15 protein-coding genes are annotated in these 23,642 nt (G+C 69.4%); 7 read left to right on the top strand and 8 right to left on the bottom strand.

Translation table 11 applies throughout. From position 1 onward, the window contains the following. Window positions 1-10: 10 nt before the first annotated feature. Window positions 11-1,429 (top strand): FAD-dependent oxidoreductase, encoded by a 1,419-nt coding sequence (locus OG410_RS31165; protein WP_329302131.1) that lies wholly within the window; start codon window positions 11-13, stop codon window positions 1,427-1,429. 145 nt (window positions 1,430-1,574) lie between these two features. Here the strand turns inward: OG410_RS31165 and OG410_RS31160 are convergent, their stop codons facing one another. After that, window positions 1,575-1,922, bottom strand: a complete 348-nt coding sequence (locus tag OG410_RS31160) for a hypothetical protein (protein WP_329302130.1) — start codon at window positions 1,920-1,922, stop codon at window positions 1,575-1,577. A gap of 201 nt (window positions 1,923-2,123) precedes the next feature. Between OG410_RS31160 and OG410_RS31155 the strand changes: the two genes are divergently transcribed. Beyond that, window positions 2,124-2,942 (top strand): rhomboid family intramembrane serine protease, encoded by an 819-nt coding sequence (locus OG410_RS31155; protein ID WP_329302129.1) that lies wholly within the window; start codon window positions 2,124-2,126, stop codon window positions 2,940-2,942. A 59-nt stretch (window positions 2,943-3,001) separates the two neighbouring features. Here OG410_RS31155 and hemE read toward each other — a convergent pair whose 3' ends face one another. After that, window positions 3,002-4,069, bottom strand: a complete 1,068-nt coding sequence (gene hemE, locus OG410_RS31150) for a uroporphyrinogen decarboxylase (protein ID WP_329302128.1) — start codon at window positions 4,067-4,069, stop codon at window positions 3,002-3,004. A 176-nt stretch (window positions 4,070-4,245) separates the two neighbouring features. Here hemE and OG410_RS31145 point away from each other — a divergent pair, with 176 nt between their 5' ends. The 5 genes from OG410_RS31145 (at window position 4,246) to OG410_RS31125 (ending at window position 11,484) form a co-directional block, all read left to right on the top strand. Then, window positions 4,246-4,923, top strand: coding sequence for a DUF3000 domain-containing protein (locus OG410_RS31145; protein WP_329302127.1), 678 nt, complete (start codon window positions 4,246-4,248; stop codon window positions 4,921-4,923). A 289-nt stretch (window positions 4,924-5,212) separates the two neighbouring features. Next, entirely contained in the window at window positions 5,213-5,875 is a 663-nt protein-coding gene (locus OG410_RS31140; RefSeq protein WP_030605794.1) for a response regulator transcription factor, read from the top strand. Between the two features lie 183 nt (window positions 5,876-6,058). After that, window positions 6,059-7,336 (top strand): ribonuclease D, encoded by a 1,278-nt coding sequence (locus tag OG410_RS31135; protein WP_329302126.1) that lies wholly within the window; start codon window positions 6,059-6,061, stop codon window positions 7,334-7,336. Between the two features lie 798 nt (window positions 7,337-8,134). Beyond that, entirely contained in the window at window positions 8,135-9,361 is a 1,227-nt protein-coding gene (locus OG410_RS31130; protein WP_329302125.1) for a thiolase family protein, read from the top strand. Next, window positions 9,358-11,484 carry a 3-hydroxyacyl-CoA dehydrogenase NAD-binding domain-containing protein gene (locus tag OG410_RS31125; RefSeq protein WP_329302124.1) on the top strand — a complete coding sequence of 709 codons (2,127 nt, stop codon included), beginning with the start codon at window positions 9,358-9,360 and terminating at the stop codon, window positions 11,482-11,484. The genes OG410_RS31130 and OG410_RS31125 overlap by 4 nt, the downstream gene beginning before the upstream one ends. Window positions 11,485-11,583: 99 nt before the next feature. Here OG410_RS31125 and OG410_RS31120 read toward each other — a convergent pair whose 3' ends face one another. The 6 genes from OG410_RS31120 to OG410_RS31095 form a co-directional block, all read right to left on the bottom strand. Beyond that, window positions 11,584-12,972, bottom strand: coding sequence for a GDSL-type esterase/lipase family protein (locus tag OG410_RS31120; RefSeq protein WP_329302123.1), 1,389 nt, complete (start codon window positions 12,970-12,972; stop codon window positions 11,584-11,586). A 49-nt stretch (window positions 12,973-13,021) separates the two neighbouring features. Beyond that, window positions 13,022-15,028 (bottom strand): PIG-L family deacetylase, encoded by a 2,007-nt coding sequence (locus OG410_RS31115; RefSeq protein ID WP_329302122.1) that lies wholly within the window; start codon window positions 15,026-15,028, stop codon window positions 13,022-13,024. Between the two features lie 574 nt (window positions 15,029-15,602). Further along, window positions 15,603-17,570, bottom strand: coding sequence for a PIG-L family deacetylase (locus OG410_RS31110; protein WP_329302121.1), 1,968 nt, complete (start codon window positions 17,568-17,570; stop codon window positions 15,603-15,605). A 35-nt stretch (window positions 17,571-17,605) separates the two neighbouring features. Then, complete coding sequence (locus OG410_RS31105; protein ID WP_329302120.1) at window positions 17,606-20,476, bottom strand: stealth conserved region 3 domain-containing protein; 2,871 nt, start codon at window positions 20,474-20,476, stop codon at window positions 17,606-17,608. Window positions 20,477-20,485: 9 nt separating this feature from the next. Continuing rightward, window positions 20,486-21,352: a hypothetical protein gene (locus OG410_RS31100; RefSeq protein WP_329302119.1), complete on the bottom strand. Its 867-nt coding sequence runs from the start codon at window positions 21,350-21,352 to the stop codon at window positions 20,486-20,488. Between the two features lie 95 nt (window positions 21,353-21,447). Beyond that, window positions 21,448-23,250, bottom strand: coding sequence for a stealth family protein (locus OG410_RS31095; RefSeq protein WP_329302118.1), 1,803 nt, complete (start codon window positions 23,248-23,250; stop codon window positions 21,448-21,450). Between the last annotated feature and the right edge of the window lie 392 nt (window positions 23,251-23,642).

Here is a 23,642-nt window from a genome sequence, read left to right as displayed (position 1 = left end):
GCGTGTTCGTATGAGCATGAGCGATACGAACGGTGCCGACGGCGGGCGTGGCGCCCGGGAACGACTGGTCGTGATCGGGGGTGACGCGGCGGGAATGTCCGCCGCGTCACAGGCCCGCCGGCTGCGCGGTCCGGACGAGCTGGAGATCGTGGCGTTCGAGCGGGGCCACTTCACGTCGTACTCGGCGTGCGGCATCCCGTACTGGGTGGGCGGCGACGTCCCGGACCGCGACCGGCTGATCGCGCGGACCCCCGAGGAACACCGGGAGCGCTCCATCGACCTGAGGATGCGTACGGAGGTCACCGAGATCGACGTCGCGGGGGCCCGGGTGCGCTCCCGGGACCTCGGCAGCGGGGACGAGCAGTGGACGTCGTACGACCGACTCGTGATCGCGACCGGCGCGCGTCCGGTCCGCCCCGACCTGCCGGGCGCCGACGCGCCGGGCGTGCACGGCGTGCAGACCCTGGACGACGGGCAGGCCCTGCTCGACTCGCTGACGGCTGCCGAGGGCCGCCGGGCCGTGGTCGTCGGCGCGGGCTACATCGGCGTGGAGATGGCCGAGGCGCTCATCAACCGCGGGTACGAGGTGACGGTGGTCAACCGCGGCAAGGAGCCCATGTCCACGCTCGACCCGGACATGGGCCGCCTGGTGCACACCGCCATGGAGGGCCTCGGGATCACCATGGTCGACGACGCCGAGGTCACCGCGTTCCTCACCGGCGCCGAAGGGCGGGTCAGCGCGGTCGTCACCGAGGACGCCACGTACCCGGCGGACGTGGTGGTGCTCGGTATCGGCGTGCGCCCCGAGACGACGCTCGCCCGCGCGGCGGGGCTGCCGCTCGGCGACCACGGCGGGCTGCTGACCGACCTGGCGATGCGCGTGCGCGGGCACGAGAACATCTGGGCGGGCGGCGACTGCGTCGAGGTGCTCGACCTGGTCTCGGGACGCGAGCGGCACATCGCGCTGGGTACCCACGCGAACAAGCACGGGCAGGTCATCGGCTCCAACGTGGCCGGCGGATACGCCACGTTCCCCGGTGTCGTCGGCACCGCGGTGAGCAAGGTCTGTGATCTGGAGATCGCCCGCACCGGACTGCGGGAGAAGGACGCGCACCGGGCGGGCCTGCGGTTCGAGACCGTCACCATCGAGTCGACGAGCCGCGCGGGCTACTACCCGAACGCCGCCCTCATGACGGTGAAGATGCTCGCGGAGCACCGCACGGGACGGCTGCTCGGCGTGCAGATCGTCGGCCGGGAGGGCGCGGCGAAGCGGGTGGACATCGCGGCGGTGGCGCTGACCGCGGGCATGACGGTGGAACAGATGACGATGCTGGACCTCGGCTACGCGCCGCCGTTCTCGCCTGTCTGGGACCCCGTCCTGGTGGCGGCCCGCAAGGCGGTGGCGAAGGTGCGCCGGGCGGGCCCGTGACGGGAACCGGGGCGTGTCCGCACGGTCTCGCCCGCCCGGCGGACGCCCGGCACCCGCTTCCCGGCGCGGCGTCCGGGGCACCCTGGGCGGCGCGCTCCCGCCCCGCCCGGACGGTCCGCCCGTAGGACGACAGCCCGCTCGACGGCTACGCGGACTCGTTCCCCGCCGCCCCATTGATCCGGTCGATCGCCTGCCGGGCGTGCTCGGCGGGCGGCCGAGGCGGCAGCGAGGAGACCGAGCCGGCCGAGGAGACCGCGCCCGCGGTGACCGCGGGCGCGGTCTGGGCCGGCTTCGCGTGTGCCGCCGGCCGGGAGGACCGCAGCCGATGGCTGACGGCCTCGTCCAGGGTCACGGGCCGCTGCAACCGGGCCGCGAGCCGTCCGGCCTCCTGGCCGAGCGCCGCGACGTCCTCCCAGGGGAGGTGCAGCACCAGCGCGATCTCCGCCTCGCCGTCGGGCAGGGCGTGCATCGGAGGAGTAACTCGGTCGCTCATGGCCTGTGTCCTCACGTCTTCACGTCGTCGCGTCGTCATACCCGCGCCACGCCGCCGGAGCGGCGCGGGGGGCTGAGGAGACATACGGCCGTGGGGGCACATGTGTTCAGTGGGTCCGGCGGGAAACCGTGCCGGCGGCCGGACCGGGCCGAGCCCGGTGGAGCCCGGATTCACCCCGCCCAGCGGGGGCAGTAGTCCCTCGTGGTCATTCCCGTCCATGACGTGAACCCGGTGCGGCGCACGCCCTATGTGACGTACGCGCTGATCGCCGCCAATGTGCTCGTGTTCCTCTACACCCCCGGTCTCTCCGGATCGGTGGCGGGCGACAGCGCCCTGTCGCAGCTGTGTCACTTGCGCGCGTTCATGGACCACTACGCCGCCGTGCCGCAGGAACTGATCCATCATCGGATCCCCCGGCTGGTGCCGACCGGGGAAGTCGGCGGCGGACCGCACGGACCGGGCTGTCTGCTGGGCCCGCGGGGCTACGACAAGTCGCCGCCGCTGTCGGTGCTCACGGCGATGTTCCTGCACGGGAGCTGGCTGCATCTGCTGGGCAACATGCTCTTCCTACTGATCTTCGGCAACAACATCGAGGACCGGCTGGGGCATGTGCGCTTCACGCTGTTCTACGTGGCGTGCGGTTTCGCGGCGGCGTACGGCTTCGCGCTGGTCAACGAGGACTCGGGCGATCCGCTGATCGGCGCCTCGGGGGCGATCGCCGGGGTCCTCGGCGGGTATCTGGTGCTGTATCCGAGAGCCAGGGTCTGGGTCCTGGTCCCGTTCCTGGTGTTCCTGCCGCTCCGGCTGCCCGCGTGGCTCGTGCTGGGCTTCTGGTTCGTGCTCCAGGCCGCGTACTCGTCCGGCGCCGCCGTGCCCGCCGCGGGCACCGTGGCGTACGCGGCGCACGTCGTCGGCTTCCTGGCCGGCATGCTCCTGGCCTGGCCGCTGCGTCCGGGCACCCCGCCACCGCCCGAACCGCGCCGCCTGCTGTTCGGCAGACAGGCGCGGCACAGTTGGTGAGCCGGGGCTACGGGAGCCGGACTAGTGCCGCGACAGGCAACGTTCGCCCCGTCGCGGCACTAGCTTGCCGTCTGCGTGTGGACGTACTCCACCAGCCGGCTCAGCGCGTCCGGGTCCATGCTCGGCATGACACCGTGCCCGAGGTTGAAGACGTGGCCCTCCAGGCCGGCGGCGGCGTCGAGCACCTCGCGGGTCTTCGTCTCGACGGCCTCGGTGGACGCGAACAGGACCGCGGGGTCGAGGTTGCCCTGGAGCGCCTTGCCGGGGCCGACGCGGCGGGCGGCCTCGTCGAGCGGGACGCGCCAGTCGACGCCGACGACGTCCGCGCCGGCCTCGCCCATGAGGCCGAGCAGTTCACCGGTGCCGACGCCGAAGTGGATGCGCGGCACGCCGTACGAGGCCACGGCGTCGAAGACCTTGGCGGAGGCGGGCATCACGGAGCGGCGGTAGTCGGCGGGGGCCAGGGCGCCGACCCAGGAGTCGAAGAGCTGGACGGCGCTCGCCCCGGCCTCGATCTGCACCTTCAGGAAGGCGGAGGTGATCTCGGCGAGACGGTCGAGCAGGTCGGCCCACAGCTGTGGGTCGCTGTACATCAGCGCCTTGGTGTGCTCGTGGTTCTTGGACGGACCGCCCTCCACGAGGTAACTCGCGAGGGTGAAAGGCGCGCCCGCGAAACCGATGAGGGGGGTCTCGCCGAGTTCGGCCGTCAGGAGCCCGATCGCCTCGGTGACGTACCAGACGTCCTCCGGGGTCAGATCGCGCAGCTGGGCCAGGTCGGCACGGGTGCGGATCGGGTTCTGGACGACCGGGCCGACGCCCGGCTTGATGTCCAGGTCGACGCCGATGGCCTTCAGCGGGACCACGATGTCGCTGAAGTAGATCGCGGCGTCCACGTGGTGCCGGCGCACCGGCTGGAGCGTGATCTCGGCGACCAGCTCGGGCCTCATGCAGGACTCCAGCATGGGGATGCCCTCGCGCACCTTGAGGTACTCGGGCAGTGAGCGACCGGCCTGCCGCATGAACCACACGGGCGTGTGCGGCACGGGCTCGCGCCTGCACGCCTTGAGGAAGGCGGACTCGTACGTGGCTGTCGGCTGCTGCCCGGCGGGGCTGTGGTTGGCGCTCACGACGGAAAGTCTCCCACGGCTCACGGGCATCCCCGTCCCGGGCTCCGCCGCCCCGCCCGCGGCCCTCCGGGCGGCCCTCCCACCGGGCGGTGTTCGCGCGGCACGATCCGGACAGGGGTCCCACGCACGGGTGTCTCTCCCTGCGCGCGGGCTCCGTTCCCCTTAATCTTCCCGGCATGGCTGCGGCTCAGGGACGACTGTCGGACGGCGCTGGCGGAATGGACGACGCGAAGGAGAAGAAGGAGGAGGACAGGAATGCGGCGGAGACGGCCCCGTTGCCCTTCCGGGCGGCCGTCGAAGCGCTGCGGGCCGCGCGGCCGCGGCCGGACATCGAGATCGACCCGACGCGACCACCGCAGCGCCTGGCTCCGTACGCGTACGCGCTGGAGGCCGCGGTCGTCGCCGACGACGAGGATCTGGCCGACGGCCGCCTCGTCCTGCTGCACGACCCGGCGGGGCACGACGCCTGGCAGGGCTCCTTCCGTCTGGTGACCCTGGTCCGCGCGGAGCTGGAACCGGAGATGGCCGCCGACCCACTGCTCCCCGAGGTCTGCTGGTCATGGCTGACCGGCGCGCTCCAGGCCCGCGGTCTCTCGTACGGCGAGGCGAGCGGCACCGTCACGCGCGCGAGCTCGCACTACTTCGGCGGGCTCGCGGAACGCCCGGCCGCCTCGCAGATCGAGATCCGCGCGTCCTGGACCCCCCGGGAGGGGCTCGGCGGCGTACCGGACACCGCCGCGCACCTCGCCGGCTGGTGCGACCTGCTGTGCCAGGTCGCGGGGCTGCCGCCGGTGACTCCGGGTGACGCCTCGGTGGTCACCCTGCCGCAGCGCCGGGGACCACAGTCCCGCTGACCCCCGCGAGGGCGCGCGCCGACGCGCGCGCCCTTTCCGTTTCCTTACCGGCCGCATATCGATACGACCACTTTCGGCCGCGTATCGACGCGGAACGACGCGGAACGACTCGGTTCGATCTTCGGATGATCGATCGCGCGTCCGAATTGCGCGGATTGTTACTCACCCCATCGTGATCATTCCCTAAAGGTCGACAGGTTTGATGCCGAAGACGTCTGTGACCTTGAAAGCACGGTTCGTCCTGGCTCGCCCCCCAGAGCCGGTCCCGTCCCGCACCCCAGGAGGCCTGGTGTCCGTTCTCCTCGAGCAGCCCGCAAGCCTGGTCGCCTACCGCCCGAACAAGCCGACCGCCATGGTGGTCGTGGCCGACCCTCGGGTCCGTTCCACCGTCACCCGCCATCTGTGGGCGCTCGGAGTGCGCGACGTCATCGAGGCGTCGTCCGTAGCGGAGGCCCGTCCCCGAATCGGCAACCCGCGTGACATCTGCGTCGCCGACGTCCACCTGCCGGACGGTTCCGGCCTCACCCTCCTTTCCGAGACCCGAGCCGCCGGCTGGCCCAACGGCCTCGCCCTTTCCGCCGCCGACGACATCGGCGCCGTACGCAACGCCCTCGCGGGCGGTGTCAAGGGCTACGTCGTCACCGGCACCCGTACGAACGTCGGGCTCCCCACCCGGCCCGGCGCCGCGCCCATCGGCTCGGCCGCCGCCCGTATGCACCGCCGCCCCCCGGGTTCCCCGAGCCACCCGGGCGGCTACCGCGAACTGTCCGGCCGAGAGGTCGAGGTCCTGCGCCTGGTCGCGGAGGGCCAGTCGAACAAGGCCATCGGCGTCTCCATGGGCCTGTCCGCACTGACCGTCAAGAGCCACCTCGCCCGCATCGCGCGCAAACTCGGCACGGGCGACCGCGCCGGAATGGTCGCGGTGGCCCTGCGGACCGGAATCATCCACTGACCCCTCCCCCACCACCCTCCTGCCCGCATCCCACCCCGACACCGAACGGCCTCCCGGCCCCCTGGCCGACTCCCGGCCCGTGAACCCCGTGTTGCGCTCACCTGACTGGTTTACGACCATCCGACGCCCGTCGACGGAACGTTCCGTCGACGGGCGTCGTCCATCCACAGATACCCTTGACAGGTGACCGACGCCCAAGAGACCGCAGCAGACAGCTCACTGCGAACCACCGGAGGCGGCCCTCCGGACGACGTCGAATCGGCGCCGACCCCGTTGCTCGAGCCCCGAGAAGGCATCCCGCCGGTGATCACCGACGAGACCTCGCTCGCCGAGGTGATCGCCGCGTTCGCCGCCGGCTCCGGCCCGGTGGCCGTCGACGCCGAGCGCGCCTCCGGGTACCGGTACGGCCAGCGGGCCTACCTGGTGCAGCTGCGCCGCGAGGGCGCCGGCAGCGCGCTCATCGACCCCGTCGCCTGTCCCGACCTGTCCGGTCTCGGTGAGGCCGTCTCCGGGGCGGAATGGGTCCTGCACGCCGCCACCCAGGACCTGCCCTGCCTCCGCGGGATAGGCATGATCCCCACCACCCTCTTCGACACCGAGCTGGCCGGACGCCTGGCCGGGTTCCCCCGGGTGGGCCTCGGAGCCATGGTGGAGAGCGTCCTCGGCTTCGTCCTGGAGAAGGGGCACTCCGCCGTCGACTGGTCGACCCGCCCGCTGCCCGAGCCCTGGCTGCGCTACGCCGCGCTCGACGTGGAACTGCTGGTCGACCTGCGCGACGCCCTGGAGAAGGAGCTCGACCGGCAGGGCAAGCTGGAGTGGGCCCGGCAGGAGTTCGACGCCATCGCCCAGGCCGAGCCCGCGCCCCCGCGCAAGGACCCCTGGCGCCGTACGTCCGGGATGCACAAGGTGCGCCGCCGTCGGCAGATGGCCGTCGTCCGGGAGCTGTGGGAGACCCGCGACCGCGTCGCGCAGCGCCGGGACATCTCGCCGGGCAAGGTGCTCGGGGACGCGGCGATCGTCGAAGCCGCGCTGGCTGTGCCCGCCAACCTGCAGGCCCTGGCCGCCCTGAACGGCTTCGGGCACCGCATGGGCCGGCGCCAGCTGGAGCAGTGGCAGGCCGCGGTCGACCGCGCGAAGGCGCTGCCGGACGCCGAGCTGCCCCAGCCCGGCCAGCCGGTGACCGGGCCTCCCCCGCCGCGGGCCTGGGCCGACAAGGACCCGGCCGCCGCCGCCCGGCTCTCCGCCGCGCGGGCCGCCGTGTCGGCGCTGGCCGACCGGCTGAACATGCCACAGGAGAACCTGATCACCCCGGACACCGTGCGGCGCGTGTGCTGGGAGCCGCCCACGACACCGGACACGGAGTCGGTGGGCGCGGCGCTCACCGCCTGCGGGGCGCGGCCCTGGCAGGTGGAGCTGGTCACGCCGGAACTGGTGACGGCGCTGTCCGTGAAGACCGCCTAGGACGACCGGACCCTCGGGACGCCCCGGCCCGCCGGGGGCGCTGTGCCCGGGGCGGTCCGGACCGGAACCCGAGACGGCCCGGAGTGCCTCTCCACGGCGGCGGTCTCCCCGCTCGACGGCGGGCATGGCGTACGGGCCGCGCCTCGGGCGTATCGGCGCACCCGGCGTACGGCCACCCGTTTGGCGTAGGACCGTGCCGGGCGTGGAACTGTGCCGGGCCGGACGTAGAACCGTGCCGTGCCGGGCGTAGGACCGTACCGGGCGCGCGCCCGTGTGCACCGTGCGCCGCCTGTACGCCGGGTGCGCGCCGGACGTCCGGCGCGCGCTCCGGTTGCTCCGTGTGCCGGAAGCACTCCGCGCGCCCGGCATGTCCGTCGTGCCCCACCGTGTGCGCCGCCCGGGGCGTGTGCCGGCTCTCCCGGTGCGCGCCGGACGGGTCCTCGAAGGGGAATCGGCCCGTCGAACGGGCGACGAGATCACGCCAAGATCCTGGGGCGTCCGCGTGCGGCCGTTTCCTGGGTGTCCGACTCTGGTGAAGCGGCGTGACGGCAGGCCGGAAGGCCGCGGACGGACCGTCCGGCGCGAGGGCCGGCGGGGCGGACCCCGGGCGGCGGCCCGGCGCCGGCCGCCCGCTCGCGAGTGGCCGGGCCGGAACGCGTAGGCCTTCCGGATGTGACCTTCGCCGCTCCCGCCCGCGGGACTGGGCAGGTTGGTTACTCGTAAGTAGCATGGGTGCTGAGCGCGCGCTCAGGCGTGTGTCGCGCAGCAGTGCCATCCCGCATCTGGAGGAGAGCCATCGTGCCTCGTACCGTCAGGGACGTCGTCTTCGTAGACGGCGTCCGCACCCCGTTCGGCAAGGCGGGCCCGAAGGGCATCTACCACGAGACCCGCGCCGACGACCTCGTCGTGAAGGCCATCCGGGAGCTGCTGCGCCGCAACCCCGGTCTTGACCCCAAGAAGATCGACGAGGTCGCCATCGCCGCGACCACGCAGATCGGTGACCAGGGTCTGACCCTGGGCCGCACGGCCGGCATCCTCGCCGGGCTCCCCCAGTCGGTCCCCGGCTACTCCATCGACCGCATGTGCGCCGGCGCCCTGACGGCCGTCACCGCCACCGCGGGCTCCATCGGCTTCGGCGCGTACGACGTCGTCATCGCCGGCGGTGTCGAGCACATGGGCCGTCACCCCATGGGCGAGGGCGTGGACCCGAACCCGCGGTTCGTCAGCGAGAAGCTGGTCGACGAGTCCGCCCTGTTCATGGGCATGACCGCCGAGAACCTGCACGACCGCTACCCGACCATCACCAAGCAGCGCGCCGACGAGTACGCCGTGCGCTCGCAGGAGAAGGCCGCCAAGGCGTACGCCAACGGCAAGATCCAGCAGGACCTGGTGCCGATCTCGGTGCGCAACACCAACGCGGAGATCGGTGAGACGGGCTGGGGCCTGGTCACCGCCGACGAGCCGATGCGTCCGGGCACCACGCTGGAGAACCTGTCCAGCCTGAAGACCCCGTTCCGCGTCCACGGCCGGGTCACCGCCGGTAACGCCGCCGGTCTGAACGACGGTGCGACCGCGTCGATCCTCGCCTCCGAGGACTTCGCCCGCGAGAACGGCCTGCCGGTCAAGATGCGCCTGGTCTCGTACGCCTTCGCGGGCGTCGAGCCGGAGGTCATGGGCTACGGCCCGATCCCGGCCACCGAGAAGGCCCTCGCCCAGGCCGGTCTGTCGATCGAGGACATCAACCTCTTCGAGATCAACGAGGCCTTCGCCGTCCAGGTGCTCGCCTTCCTGGAGCACTACGGCATCGCCGACGACGACGCGCGCGTCAACCAGTACGGCGGCGCCATCGCGTACGGCCACCCCCTCGCCTCCTCCGGCGTCCGTCTGATGACGCAGCTGGCCCGCCAGTTCGAGGAGCAGCCGGAGGTCCGTTACGGCCTCACCACCATGTGCGTCGGCTTCGGCATGGGCGCCACGGTGATCTGGGAGAACCCGCACCACAAGGACGCCGGAGGCGACAAGTGACCACCGCTGAACTCCTGAAGGGCGCAGCCGAGCTGTTCCCCGACGAGGTAGTGACGTCCGCGAACGTACGCCACCTCGACCTGCCGTTCGGTGCCGGGCGCTTCGCGCTCATCACCCTCGACAACGGCTTCGACCACACCAAGCCGACCACCTTCGGTCCTCAGTCGCTGGCGAACCTGAACACCGCCGTCGACCAGGTCGAGAAGGAGGCCGCGGCCGGCGAGATCGTCGGTATCGGTGTCACCGGCAAGCCGTTCATCTTCGCGGTCGGCGCCGACCTCAAGGGTGTCGAGCTGCTGAAGAAGCACGAGGACGCGCTCGCCATCGGCAAGGGCGGCCACGAGGTCTTCAAGCGTCTGTCGGGCCTCGCGGTCCCGACCTTCGCCTACTACAACGGCGCGGCGATGGGCGGTGGCGTCGAGGTCGGTCTGCACTGCTCGTACCGGACCGTCTCCGCGGCCCTGCCGGCGTTCTCGCTGCCCGAGGTCTTCCTCGGTCTGGTCCCCGGCTGGGGCGGCTGCACGATCCTGCCGAACCTGATCGGCGCGGACAAGGCCGTCTCGGTGATCATCGAGAACTCGCTCAACCAGAACAAGCAGCTCAAGGGCGGTCAGGTCTACGACCTCGGCATCGCCGACGCGCTCTTCGAGGGTGCGGACTTCCTGGAGCAGTCGCTGCTGTGGACGGCCGCCGTCCTCAAGGGCGAGATCGCCGTCGAGCGCCCGGAGATCGACCGCGGCGAGGCCTGGGACCAGGCCGTCGCGCGTGGCCGGTTCATCGCCGACAGCAAGGTGCACGGGGCCGCCCCGGCCGCCTACCGCGCGCTGGACATCATCGCCGCGGCCAAGGACGGCGACCTCCAGAAGGGCTACGACGCCGAGGACGTGGCGCTCGCCGACCTGATCATGGGTGGCGAACTGCGCTCCGGCATCTACGCGTTCAACCTGGTCCAGAAGCGCGGCAAGCGTCCGGCGGGTGCGCCGGACAAGTCGCTCGCGCGTCCGGTCACCAAGGTGGGCGTCGTCGGCGCGGGCCTGATGGCCAGCCAGCTCGCCCTGCTCTTCCTGCGCCGCCTGGAGGTCCCGGTCGTCCTCACGGACATCGACCAGGAGCGCGTCGACAAGGGTGTGGGCTACGTCCACGCCGAGATCGACAAGCTGCTGCTCAAGGGCCGCGTGAACCGGGACAAGGCCAACCGCCTGAAGGCCCTGGTCTCCGGTGTGCTGGACAAGGCGGAGGGCTTCTCCGACGCCGACTTCGTCATCGAGGCCGTCTTCGAGGAGATCGGCGTCAAGCAGCAGGTGTTCGCGGAGGTCGAGGCGGTCGCCCCGGCGCACGCGATCTTCGCCACCAACACCTCCTCGCTGTCGGTCACCGAGATGGCGTCGAAGCTGAAGAACCCCGAGCGGGTCGTGGGCTTCCACTTCTTCAACCCGGTCGCGATCCTCCCGCTCCTGGAGATCGTGCGCGGCGAGCAGACCGACGACGCCTCGCTGGCCACGGCGTTCGCCGTCGCCAAGAAGCTGAAGAAGACCGCGGTTCTCACCAAGGACGCCCCGGCGTTCGTCGTGAACCGCATCCTGACCCGCTTCATGGGCGAGATCCAGAACGTCATCGACGAGGGCACCTCGGTCGAGGTCGCCGAGAAGGCCATCGAGCCGCTCGGCCTGCCGATGTCCCCGCTGGTCCTCCTCGAACTGGTCGGCCCCGCGATCGGCCTGCACGTCTCGGAGACCCTCAACCGGGCCTTCCCGGACCGCTTCACGGTCTCCCCGAACCTCGCGGCCGTCGTCAAGGCGGGCAAGCGCGGCTTCTACGTCTACGACTCCGGCAAGCCGGAGCTGGACCCCGAGGTCGCGGCTCTCCTCAAGCAGGGCGACGTCGTCCTGACCGAGGAGCAGGTGCGGGACCGGGTCCTCGACGCGGTGGCCCAGGAGATCGGCCTCATGCTCGACGAGGGCGTCGTCGCCGAGGCCCAGGACATCGACCTCTGCCTGATCACCGGCGCGGGCTGGCCCTTCCACCTGGGCGGCATCACGCCGTACCTGGACCGCGAGGGCGTCTCGGAGCGCGTGACCGGGAAGCGTTTCCTGGACGCGGGCGTGGCGTCGGTTCCGGCGTAACGGCCTGACGGCATACAGGAAAGTGGGCCTCCGCTTCTGGCGGAGGCCCACTTTCGCATTCATATCCGGAACGTCAGGCGTCGAACTTCAGGCGTCAGTTCACCAGGTCGGCATCACCGGGTAGTGCGCGCACTCGCCCGTGCATGAGTGGCGGGACGCCAGCGACGTGTGCAGCCAGCTGTCCTCGGGGATGCCGTGCACGCGCAGCGTCAGCGAGGCGGGCTCGGAGTGGATGGCGCTGAAGATCCCGACGAACTCGACGGTGTAGGTACCCGGGCGCCAGTCGTGGGCGTGGGTGACCTGCCAGGTTCCGTCCGCCTTGACGGGTGCCGCGGCTATGAGTCGGCCCTGCTCCAGGACCATCACCTTGGTCGTGCCGCGGGCAGTCTTGCCGAAGAAGCGCGGGCGTGGGCCGCTCAAAACGTCCGGCTTGGGGCCCTCGACCTGCGGCGGTTCGACGTGGTCGAGAACCTCGAATTCGAGCACGGACGTCCAGGAGACGGCATCGCCCTTGACTGCGAGCGCCTCCACGCTGTGCCGGCCCGCGCTCCAGTTGACGGTTCGGCGCCACTGCCACGTCCCCGAGACGGAGACGGCGGTGCCACCGAGGTAACGGCCCTGCTCGTAGAAGAGGATGTAGTCGGTTCCCACGGGTGTGGTGCCCGCCAACTTGCACATGGCACCGACGAGTTGCCCAGGCGCGGGCGAGGTGAAGTCCGCCATACCCAGCAGGCTCGGCGTCAGAGTGAGGGCCATCTCGGGATTGCTCACCATGAACTCGGTGAGCACTGGGGGTGTCTCGCCGGGCGTCACCAGTTGCGGGTTGACCATGTCCGGTGGCAGGCCCGGGGTTTCGAGGAAACGGACGGCCGTGAGCCGCGCCACCTCGCGCGCTCCCTGGGTGTTGAAGTGGGTGGAGTCAACGACCCCGTCGGGGTGGTTCGGGTGTTCGCCCGGGTCCATCCAGCGGAACAGCCGACGCGCTCGCGTGGGCCCGAGTTCCGCGAGCATCGTCGTCGTGTACTCGTTCATGTCGACCAGCAGAGCGCCGGTCTCGGCCGCCGCCTCGCGGGTGAGTTCGGGGTATTCGTCATGAGTATTCAGAATGTTCCCGGCCTCGTCGAAGACACAGCGGGCCTCCGGGGTGAGCAGCACGGGAATGCCCCCCTCGACCCGGATCGCGTCGACGCACAGGCGCAGGTACTCCTTGTACTCGCGCGGTCCGTGGTATCGGCGCGGCTCGTTGATGCGCTGCTCGACGTGGCCGAAGGCGAGGATCACCAGATCGCCGGGCTGCAGGAGGGTGAGGAGTGCGGCGAAACGCTCGGCGTAGTAGCCGCGCAACGTCATGGCATCACGGGCGTAGTTGTGCACCTCGTAGCCCTCGTTCAAGAACTCACCGATGTACTGGCCCCAGCCAGCGAGCGGTGCCTCCCTCTCCACCCGCGAAGCGGCCAGGGAGTTGCCCAAGATGCGGATCTTCCTCATTTTTTCCTCATACCTTCATCATTTCTCTGTACATGGTTCCGGAAGCCGGTCACACGACTGTCGGCGGCCCGAAACCTTCGGCGGCATCTCGCGTGGCCTGCCGCATCACTCTCACCCGCGCGTCGGGGCCCATCACCGCCACCACGACCCGCCCCGCGTGGTCCAGCGCCAGGGCAGGCGGACGCGCGATCAGTACGTCGTGGTCGGTCCATTGCGGTGTCTCCCCCTGCCCTTGGGTGGCGACAACCGCAGTGCTCAGCCGGTTCCGAGCGTTGCGGCGCGCGAGGACGATGGAGTCCTGACGGGCGTTCTGCTGCCGCAGAGCCGCGATCCTGCCGGTCCCGCCGTGACCGCCGAGCCGTTCGACACGTCCGTTCCATCGGCCGTCAGGTCGCTGCCGCACGCACAGCACCTCTCCGGAGTCCTCCTCGCGGTAGAAGAACACCATGCGCGAGCGTCCGATCTGCACCGGAGTGAGTCCACCGACGGGCCGCCAGGCGTCCGGGTCGGCCGACGTCACACCGTCCTGCAGTTTGTACGGGCCGTACACGGCCTCCTGGTACCAGTGCACACCGCCGCTGCGGTTCGCGGCGAACAGTTCAATCCGCCCGGTGGACTTCAGGACCGCAGTCAGGCAGTCCTGTATGTTGCGGCCGCCCAGGTCCTCCCAGCGCCCCCAGCCCTCGTCGGTCTCACGACGGGCGCTGACACCGGACCCGAAGTTGCGCATGAACACATGCAGTCGTCCCGTGGGCTCTGCAACAGCCTCGGGAACTCCGACCTCCCGGCAGCGCCGCCAGTCCTCCGACCTCTCGTTGGGGTTGCCGACACTCTCCCAGGGCAGCACCTCGCCTGTGTGGGCCTGCCGCCACATGCGGACGACCTCCACGTCCACCTGACCGTCCGGTCCGGGGGTGCGACGCAGGCCGACGAGGTGCACGCCGCCCGTACTGTCCGGTGCCAGGGCCAGCGCCGGGGTCAGCCCGTGGCCGGGAAGGAGATCCGGCCCGTCCCAGGTGCCGCTGCCCGGCTTGCTCTCGGTCCAGACCGCAGCCCGACCTCCGAGCACGGCGTACGCGGCGAGCCGGCCGTCGGCCTGGAGATGGAGCCAGTCGGTGCCGCCCTCGTACCGGGCCCTCGTACTCCATCCGTAGCGACGGATGTCGGCGCCGTCGGACAGTTGCCGGTCACCGCAGTAGCGGCGGCTACAGACGTGTCCGTCGGCGGAGGTGTACACGTTGAGCACGCGCTTCTTCTCGGCCCAGGCGTCCTCGGTGAGGTTGCTGGGCCAGTGCTTGTTGCCGTAGCCGACGCAGTTGTCGACGAGGGGCGGCACGCCGCCCTCCCCGATGTAGCGCTCCAGCGCCGCCAACGCGAACTGTGCCGTCGCGGTGTGGTCGTGGTGATCGCTGGACTTCGGCCCCTCTTCCTCGTTCCAGTCCGTGTGCCAGGGGTCGGGGTCCATGGTCCAGAACTGGTCGGGGCGCGCGCGGTGGAGCAGCTCGACCAGGGAGCGCAGCAGCCCGTCCTTGCTGATCTCCTGCGTCCGGCGCAGCGGCGACTCCGCGGCGATCAGGGTGGGCTGCGCGGAGATCTCCCCGTTCCACAGCTCGGTCAGCTGGACGGGCAGTACGTCGTCGTCCGGGAATTCGCTCTCGGGGTCGATCATCCGCAGCCCGAAGAAGACCAGCTGGACATGCGGTGCGGCCACCAGGGTGGAACGGTCCACCGTCACACCGGTGGAGAACATGAAGACGTCACGCGCCCACTCGCTCTCGCGGTCACCCGTCACCATGTCCGCGTACGCCGCGCGCAGTCCCTGCTGGCGCGCCTCGGCGTACCCCTCGAAGTCCGGCTCGCCGTCCATCCGGCTGAGATCGCGGGTGTCGATGTTGCGCCCGTCGGCCTCCCCGGCCGTCAGATACACGCTGGTGACCCGGTGCCCCGTCTCCAGCGCTCGTTGCAGGTCGGGGTTGATGAAGTACAGGTCGTCGTCCGGATGCGCCAGCACCTGGACTAGCGAGGGCCTCGCGACGGGTTCCCCCGCGGGCTCCACGCCGTCGGGTTCTCCTCGCTCCGGGGCAGAAGAGGGACGATTCAGGTCAGGGAGACTAAAACTCATAGCAGCCATCCAGGAAGACGTCCCTTGTGGAACATCTGATTGCGCGGTGGACCCGCCTCGAACTGACTGGGCATCGGGAGGAAGCGGGCGGTACGGCCACCGGCGTCGTGGCAGCCTGCTCGTCCTCCCGGGCCTCCCCCTCATGGAAGTCGTTCAGGAACTCGCCGAAGTACTGGCCCCAGCGGGCGAACGGTGCTTCCTTCTCCGCCGCCCAGGCGGCGACGGAGTTGCCCGGGACGCAGATCCTCCTCACGCTTTCCCTCTTCCTTCCTCGTTTGCTCTGCACATCGGTCCGGGAGCCGGTCACACACCGGCAGCGGAACCGTCCGCGGCACGCCTTGGCGGGCTGCCGCATCACACTCACCCGTGCACGCCCGTCCCATCACCACCGGGCCGACCCGCCCTGCGCCGTGCAGCGCGAAAGCGGTCGGAGGAGTGATCAGCACGTCATGGTCGCCTTCCGCGGCGCCGGTTCGAGGCGCCACGCCGGGTCACTCGACGTCAGGCTTCAGCCGAGAACCTGCCAGGCGTCGAACCCGACCGATCCCCGGCCGGCCTGCCGGGCGACGGCCAAACGCCCGTCCACACCCAGCACGGCGATCCACGCACGGCCGAGCGTGTCGAAGGCCGCGGCCGGAGCGTACGCCGGCGGTCCACCGAGGGCATCGGTGGACAGTTCCTGCCAGGGATGACCACCGGGAACGAACCGATAGGCGACGCCGCCCAGGTCGCTGAGGGTGGCCACCAGTGTCCCGAGCTCCATGTCCGGGCTCGCGGCACAGGCGACCGCGCCGTAGCCGCCTCGTCCACCGATCGACACAGGCGGCTTGCTCCACCGGCCGCCCGGCGTGTCCTCTTCGGCCATGAGCAGCCGTCCCGTCTCGGGCTGCCGGAACACGGTCATGACCCTGCCGTTCGGCTGGACCACGGCCGTGGCGGGCGAGGCCGGAACCTTGAGCCGGAAACGGGGAGCACGCAGCAACTCCTCCTGATGACGACCCTGGACCCAGTGGAAGACTCCTTCTCTGCTGGCGGCGAAGATCTCTACACGACCGTTCGGCGCCGTCAGCGCGGAGACCCCTTCCTGCAGTTCATGGCCACGCAGATCGGTCCATTTGCCCCAGGCGCCGTTCGTCTCCTGGATACGGGTGTGCAGTCCCTGTCCCGCGTTGCGGACGAAGAGGTGCAGGCGTCCCAGAGCGTCACGGGTGACAGCCGGCACACCCAGATGGCGATCACGTCCGGGCTGCCCCGCGCTGGGGTTGCCCAGAATGCTCCAGTCGGTGAACACCCCGTCCCGCTCGGCTTGCTCGAGCACGACGATCTCGCGTCGGTGCGCGTGGTCCGGTCCGATGTGGGACATGCGCCGGGCGAAGACCTGCCAACGGGCGTCCGGGGTGAGGCTCGCCGTCAGCCCCGGCGACAGCGGGCCACCCCCCAGGAGGAACGGTCCACGGAACTGGCCGCTGCCCGCCTGCGACTCCAGCCAGAGCGCTGCCTGCTGGTTGACCACGGCGAACGCCGTCAGCCGACCACGTGCGTCCAGCCCGAGCCAGGGTCCGTTCGGATGGCGTGGCGTAGTGCTCTGGACCCAGCCCGTGGAGCGTGCGCTGAGGCCGACCGCGTAGTCGCCACTGCCCGCGGGATCGCCGCAGTCGTACCCGTCCGCGGCACCGTAGATGTTGAGGAAGTACTCCTTCAGGGACACCGTCGTGGTACCGAGACCGTGGGGCCAGCGTTCGTTGTAGTAGCCCCGGAAGGCTTCGACGACGAAAGTGCGGCCTTCGTCAGGACCTTCGTACTGTTCCAGCGCGAGGGACGCGAAGAGTGCGGCTGCGGTGTGGTCGCAATGGTCCGCATGATCGCCGAAGTCGTAACGCTGCGGGAACCGTTCGTCGTGAACGAGGCGGTCAGGGTCCGGGTCGAGGGTCCTGACCAGCGTCGGTCGGGTGAGGTCGAGGATCTGGACCAAGGTGTCGACCAGGCCGGAACGCGTGTACCAGTGCTGTTCGTTCACGATCCCGCCGCTCACCACCAGCGTACGGACGCGCTCTTCCTCCCCCTGCCACAGAACGTGGAGGCTGCGCGGCAGTCCGCCCTCAATCCCGTGCTGGCGGATGTTGAGAAAGATCAGCTTGATCCATGGCGCGTCCGTGAGGGTGTAGACCTCGGCGACGGCCCCGTCCTCCGTGGGCAGCGTGGACGATGTCCACGCTGCCGTGCGGTCACCGAACACCATGGCACCGTAGGCGGCTCGAATGCCGTTCTGTCGCGCCTTCCCGTATGCCTCCTGGTCCGCGACGGGCGCGGTCAACTGCCAAGGGCTGCGGTTTCGGCCGTCCGAGTCCCCGTTGGTCAGATATACGGTCGTGGTGGGCGTACCCGCCTTGACCGTCTGAAAGGTGGCGGGGTTCATGAAGAACAGGTCGTCGTCCGGGTGCGCGACGATCTGCAGGACGGAGGCAGTGCTGGACACGCTCAGATCTCTTTCTTCTACCAGGTCAAAATTGGTCACAGCGGCCATTCCGAAAGATAGCCGGCATGGGCACGCAGATTTCGGGTGGACCCCGTCTCGAACTGACTGGCCACTGGAAAATAGCTCGGGAGGAAAGCAGTCAGGATTGCGTCCTGTTCCTCTTCCGGCACATCCCCGTCGTGAAAATCGTTCAGACAGAATACGTCATGGGGACGCGCCGTGAGAATGCGCTGCAATCGAGGACCGTGCTCGGCGAGTCCGACATTGACGAACCCGCAGGAGATGCTTCCCGGCACGCTGCGCAGCGTGTGGAATCCGTAGTAGTGGTGCAGGGACGATGCCACCGACACATCGCTGTGATCACGCAGTTGGTTACTCGCGGCGACCGCGATCTCCTCCGCAAATTCCCGCTCGATGTCGACAAGAATGCTGCGCCGCAAGGGATGAGGAGCGTGCAGGAACGAGTGCACCAGTGTCTGCCCGAAAGAGCGCTCGATCAGGGACCGATTGTTCTTCGCGGCACCGATGTTGAACTCGTCCCCGTTCGACGACGGTGACATCGGCACGGCTGTGGGCGACATGAAATGCCTGGCCTGACCGTTGCCGAGAAAGAACATGCCGGGCTGCACGGTCCGCCCGAGGAAAACGTCGTCGTTGAAGTAGAGGAAATGCTCTGCCAGACCCTCGATATGGTGCAACTGGCTTTCGATGGCATGGGAGTTGTACGTGGGCAACGCCCCTCTGTCGCCGAATATCTCCGTGTGGTCCACGACCCGCACACGGGGATGCGACAGGTCCAGCCACTTCGGGTCCTGCTTGTCGGTGACGATGTAGATGTTGCGGATCCACGGTGCGTACATGTCGATCGACCGCAAGGAGTAACGCAATTCGTCCCGGTCGCGGAAGCGTGCCGCGCTCGTGGCCGCGTCCTGAGTGTCCATTCCCAGACCGGCCAGGACGGAATTCTTCCGCTCCAGCCAGGCGACATCGGAACCGTTCACCCACGTGTAGACAGCGTCCACGGGAAAGTCGATGTCTCCATGGAGCGTCTGTCCGAAAGGCACGATCGTCGGGTAACGGCGACCACCCAGACTCATGGGGGTACGGCGCATGGCGCTGAGCGGAACTCGGTCACCGATGAGAGTCCGCGACGGGCTTTTGAGGTACCCGGTTTCGTCGGGTTCGTCGTCCCAGAACGTGATCAGGCAACCGTAGACCGCGCCAAGACGCAGAGTCCGTGACGGCGACACCACACTCTGGTAGACGCTGATGCCGGAGCACGGGTCCTCGGAGTACTGACCGATCAGAGCCGCGAGAGCCGTCGCCACCGTCTTCTGGGCCTCGTTGAGGACGGACGTGTAGACGGCCTCGTCCTGATACCGCTCGGCCAGCGCCTTGAAAACAGCCTGCTGGTAGGAGCGGTGCACGGCGACCGAATGCCGCACCATGTGGTCGCGCATGACCATGTACGGAATGTCCGCGCCTTCCAAGGCGTTGGCCGCGAGCGCGAGATTCGCCTGAACCACGTCCCAGGGCGACTGCCACTCGAGCAGTGCGCACACCTGACCGCCGTCCTGGACCATGCCTCGCTTGTTCAGCAAGCGTTGTTCCAAGGCCCGCTGATCGCTCGAACGGACCGATCCGGGAGGAGGCGGAGGCGCCGCCGACACGCCTCCCTCAGGGCCGCTCAGGTGGGCGTGGACCGCTTGGCGCTCGGCCTTCACCATCGCCCTGCGCCCACGGTCGCGCTCTGCGATGAGCTCGTGGAACATCTCTTCCCACTGAGCGGTGACCACCGAGGGCGAGAACCGTCTGACAGAGGCCAGCGCCGCGCCGCCCATACGGTGGCGGAGCTCCGAATCCTCGATCAGCCGCAGCAGAGCCGAGGTCAGAGAGTCGATGTCACCGGGGGGTACCAGAATGCCGGTCTCCCCGTCGATCACCACTTCCCGCGGGCCGTTGGGCGCGTCGTAGGAGACGACGGGAACACCTGCCGCCTGCGCTTCCGCGAGGACCAGTCCGAATGCCTCGTTCCGAGAGGTGAGCAGGGCGATGCCGGCCTTGGCCCACTCCTCCGCAAGGTTCGGTGAATTGCCGTTGAGCTGAACGCAGTCGTGCAGCCCGAGCATGTCCATCTGGCGGCGCAGGGCACCACTGAGCGGTCCGTCCCCGAACACGCGCAACTGCCAGTCGGGGTGCTGCTGCGTCACCGTCGCCCAAGCGGTGAGGGCATGGTCGATCTGCTTCTCCGCGACGAGCCGGCCTGCGATGACGACCGTTCGGGTCTCAAGGGTCGACCGCGGCCGGAACCCGCTGGGCAGTGCGTTCGGCACGACCTCCAAACGAGGAGCGGCCGCGCCCAGGGTCTCGGCGAACCATTCCCGGGTCCGCTCGCTCAAGACCGCCAGTGCGTCCAGCCGCGCGGCATGGCGGAGCAGCGGTTCACCGCTTGTGCCCCGCAACTCGGAGACACGGTGCTCCTGGTGGACGGTGATCACCCGGGCCGGAGCCAGACGGACTGCCAGCGCCATCAGCGCGGGAGTCGTGGTGATCAGAATGTCGGTGTCCGTCTGCTGCAGGGCGAGTTCGAGCTCGAGGTCGGTGAGACGGTTGAACGCCGACTCCCAGGACCGGTCGACGATTTCACTCGGCCGGGCGGACAGCCCCGCCCACACTTCCTCCTCCACGGTGCTGGAACGCAGTGGCCGCGGAGTCTCCCCGGTGATGTCGACCAGGTAGTCGAGGCGTACACGCTCGCCAGGCGCGAAGAATTGCGTTGATCTGCTCTTGAAGACGCTGAGGACGCGGACCTCGTGCCGGACGGCGAGTTCGGTGGCTTGGTTGAAGACGGCGCGTTCGGTGCCACCGACGGCGTCCGCGGTGGTCAGCAGGAATGTGATCTTCACTTCTGGGGTTCAGCCTGCCTCGGGCATGCGCGTGCAGGTGACTCGAAGATTTCCTGCGGGGGTATAGCGCGGTTGGACGATCAAGGGTGTGCGGCCGACGGGAGTCATGGCCATGCTGCGCATCGCGAAGACACGTCGCGGGTTGCGGACGTCGTGCAGCCGGCGCCCCAGCCTCAAGGGGGAGCCGGCCTCCTGGCACAGCACGACGTCCCAGTGTTCGGGCCTCGAGGAGCGTGGTCCCATCCGGTCCAGTGGGACTTCGGTCCTGAAGAGACCGGGCCCCAACGGTTGGGCAGGCTGGCGGACTTGGCGTCCGGCAGCGACGAACTCCGTCCAGGGGCGCTCGACTTCCGTACCCAGCACCCGGAAGTCCACGGTGACTCCGGCATGCGACATGTGCACCTTGGACACCTCGACAGCCGGCACGGGATCCGAGCTGACGATCCGTGCGGTACCGGTGACGGTGCGCCCGACGCGATAACGCACTCCCGTGATACGGGATGTCGTCATGGGTTTGGTCGGGCCCTCATAAGGTACCGGGGGCTCCAGGAGCAGCAGCGCCACGGACCGGGACCGGCGCCCTGCGTGGATACGAAGCCTGAGCTTCCACTTTCCGGTGCCGATGGGTATCCCGCCGACTTCCGCACCCATCAGAACAGCTGCGTCCACGAGGACCTCGTCGACCGGGCCTCGGTAGACATGCGCCTGCGCATGGTGCCGCCTGCGGCCCCGGCGAAGCATCACTGTCGCACGCTCGGGCATGGGCACGCCGGGGGGCAGGACCGCATGCAGATTCACGGTCTGGCCGTCGAGAACGGCCGCGTAGCGCAGTTGTGCGCTGCGTTTTCTCTTCATCGGAACGAAGAGATGCAGCATCAGCCAGAGTCGAAGCGCCACCACGCGGCCACGAAGTCCGCGTCGCCGAATTCCCGCCGCGCCGGACGTGGTCAGAGGCTTCGTCGTAGAGGAGGTCATGCCTGAAAGGCCTCCAGCTCCGTCGGCGCGGCCACCCGCGGAGCGAGGGCGCCGGCGGTGCGCTCGTAGGGGCTCGGGACGGGGAAGTACGAGTCGAGGAAACGGCTCACCATCCGCACCTGTGCCTCTCTGTCTTCCGGCACCACTGTGTCGTTGACACAGAACGTGTCGAAGTCACGCCGGGCAAGCAGCCGGTTCATCCGTTGCTCCGCCTTGCTGTCACCGATGTCGATGTAGACGTAGCGCAGGTCGCCCACCGTGGCGCGGGCGGAGTTGTACGCGTAGTAATGGTGCAGCGACGAGGCGACGGGAACGTCGTACGGGGAACGGAACCGTGCGTGCTGGGTCACCCAGTGGGCCCTCGCGTAGGTCTCCTCGATCTCGGAGAGGACACTGCGCCTGAGGGCGTGCGGGGTGTGCTTCATCTTCTGGGAGATGACCGTGCCGAACTCCTGGGCGATGAGACCGCGGCTGTTCTTTCCCGCGGCGTCCACGGGAAGGTCCTCCGGCTTGATCTGGCCGGTCGGGATCAGCGCCTTGGACATGAAGAACTTGGTGAGTCCGTTCGGATGAAAGAAGTGGTCCGGAAGCACCGGCCGCCCGAAGAACACGTCGTCGTTCAAGTAGAGGAAGTGCTCGGCGAGCTCGGGAATGTGGTGCAACTGGCTTTCGATCGCGTGGGAGTTGAAGGTGGGCAGCGCGTCCGGGTCGGAGAAGATCTCCCGGTGATCGACCACGTGCAGGCCCGGGTACTCGATGTCCAGCCAGCCGGGAACCTGTCCCGCGGTCACCAGGAAGATGTTCCGCACCCAGGGCGCGTACTGATGGACCGACCTCAGGGAGTACCGGAGCTCGTCCCTGCTCGTGAAGCGCGCGTCGTTCGCCGCCTGCTCGTGCAGCGAGGTCGGACCTGCGGTCAGGTTCCGCTGTGCCGCTTCCTTGCGCCTGCGCCAGACCGGGTCCGAGTCGTCGACCCAGGTGTAGACGAGGTCGATCGGGTAGAGGTGGTCGCTGATCAGCGGAGCGGTGAACTCGGGAAGCGTACGGGTCCGGCCCGTTCCGTACAGGGACGGAACAGGGCTGAAGAGTCGCTGCTCGACGCGACGACGTTCACCGCGCACCGGCGTGCTCGCGACCACTGCGTTGGGGCGCGGTGCGACCAGTTGCCCGTCGGCCTCCTCCCAGAACTCCAGATCACATCCCGATTCGTGGCCGAAGACGAGGTTCTCCGTCGGGTCGCAGACGCTCCAGCACAGGCGGAGCACCTGCTCCGAGCGGAGCCTGCGCCAGGTCTTCGCCGACCCTCCGTTCCGCGGCTGCCCCCCTGCGTGCGCGCTGACGTAGCCGGGGTTGCGGCCGAAGACGAGCAGGAGAACCTCCTCCACGTCATCACGGAACACGGCGGGAACAGCCACGCAAGGCACGTTCTTGCCGTTGCCGCGCACGGCGAAGTAGTCGATCTCGGCGTCTTCCAGCACCGCCACCAGCAGATGGAGATTCCTGGCCCGAGCGGCCCACTCGGTGGCGCCCGGGACCACCGTGGCCAGGACGTGCCGGTCGGCGGACTGCACGACGCGCATCGGTGCGCGGCCATCGCGCAGTGCCGGACTGTGGCGCCGGCCCAGCGCGGCTTTCGCCAGAGCCGAGCGGATCGAGTCGAGGGCCGAGAGGGTACATACGACCGCGACTCGCAGCGGGCGCGGCACACGGCGCACGATGCGCCGACGTGCCCGCACCGGCACCAGGGATCGATATGTCGATACCAGGGCACTGTTCTCGGGGTTACCCGGGCTCACCACGGCTCCTCAGCGTCTTCCGGAAAAGGGCTGAGGCCCCCCTCGCACCCAAAGTGATCACACAGGCGGACCACCCGGCCCCGAACCGAGAAGATCACGTCACGGAATATTCACATCTCAGCCACTGGCTGTCCACTTTTTGTCCCCGTCAGACACAAACGTGAGACGCGATTCACTGAACTTTCAATCAAGTCGGGAGCAATGCCCGTCTTGTGCCCCTGACCGGGCGGTCCTCGGCCTTTCACGCCCGGGATCGCTCGTCCGGCACCTCCCGAGAGGGTGGCTCCTACGGTCCTGAGCCACAGGGACGAGACCGGCGCCCCTGGACGCACATACGTCCGAACCCGTGTCTATAGTGCAGGTCAGCCCGGCAATGCACGGACCGGCCACTCCCC

Source organism: Streptomyces sp. NBC_00659 (assembly GCF_036226925.1).
Taxonomy (GTDB): domain Bacteria; phylum Actinomycetota; class Actinomycetes; order Streptomycetales; family Streptomycetaceae; genus Streptomyces.
This window is presented reverse-complemented; position numbering and strand designations above follow the sequence as displayed.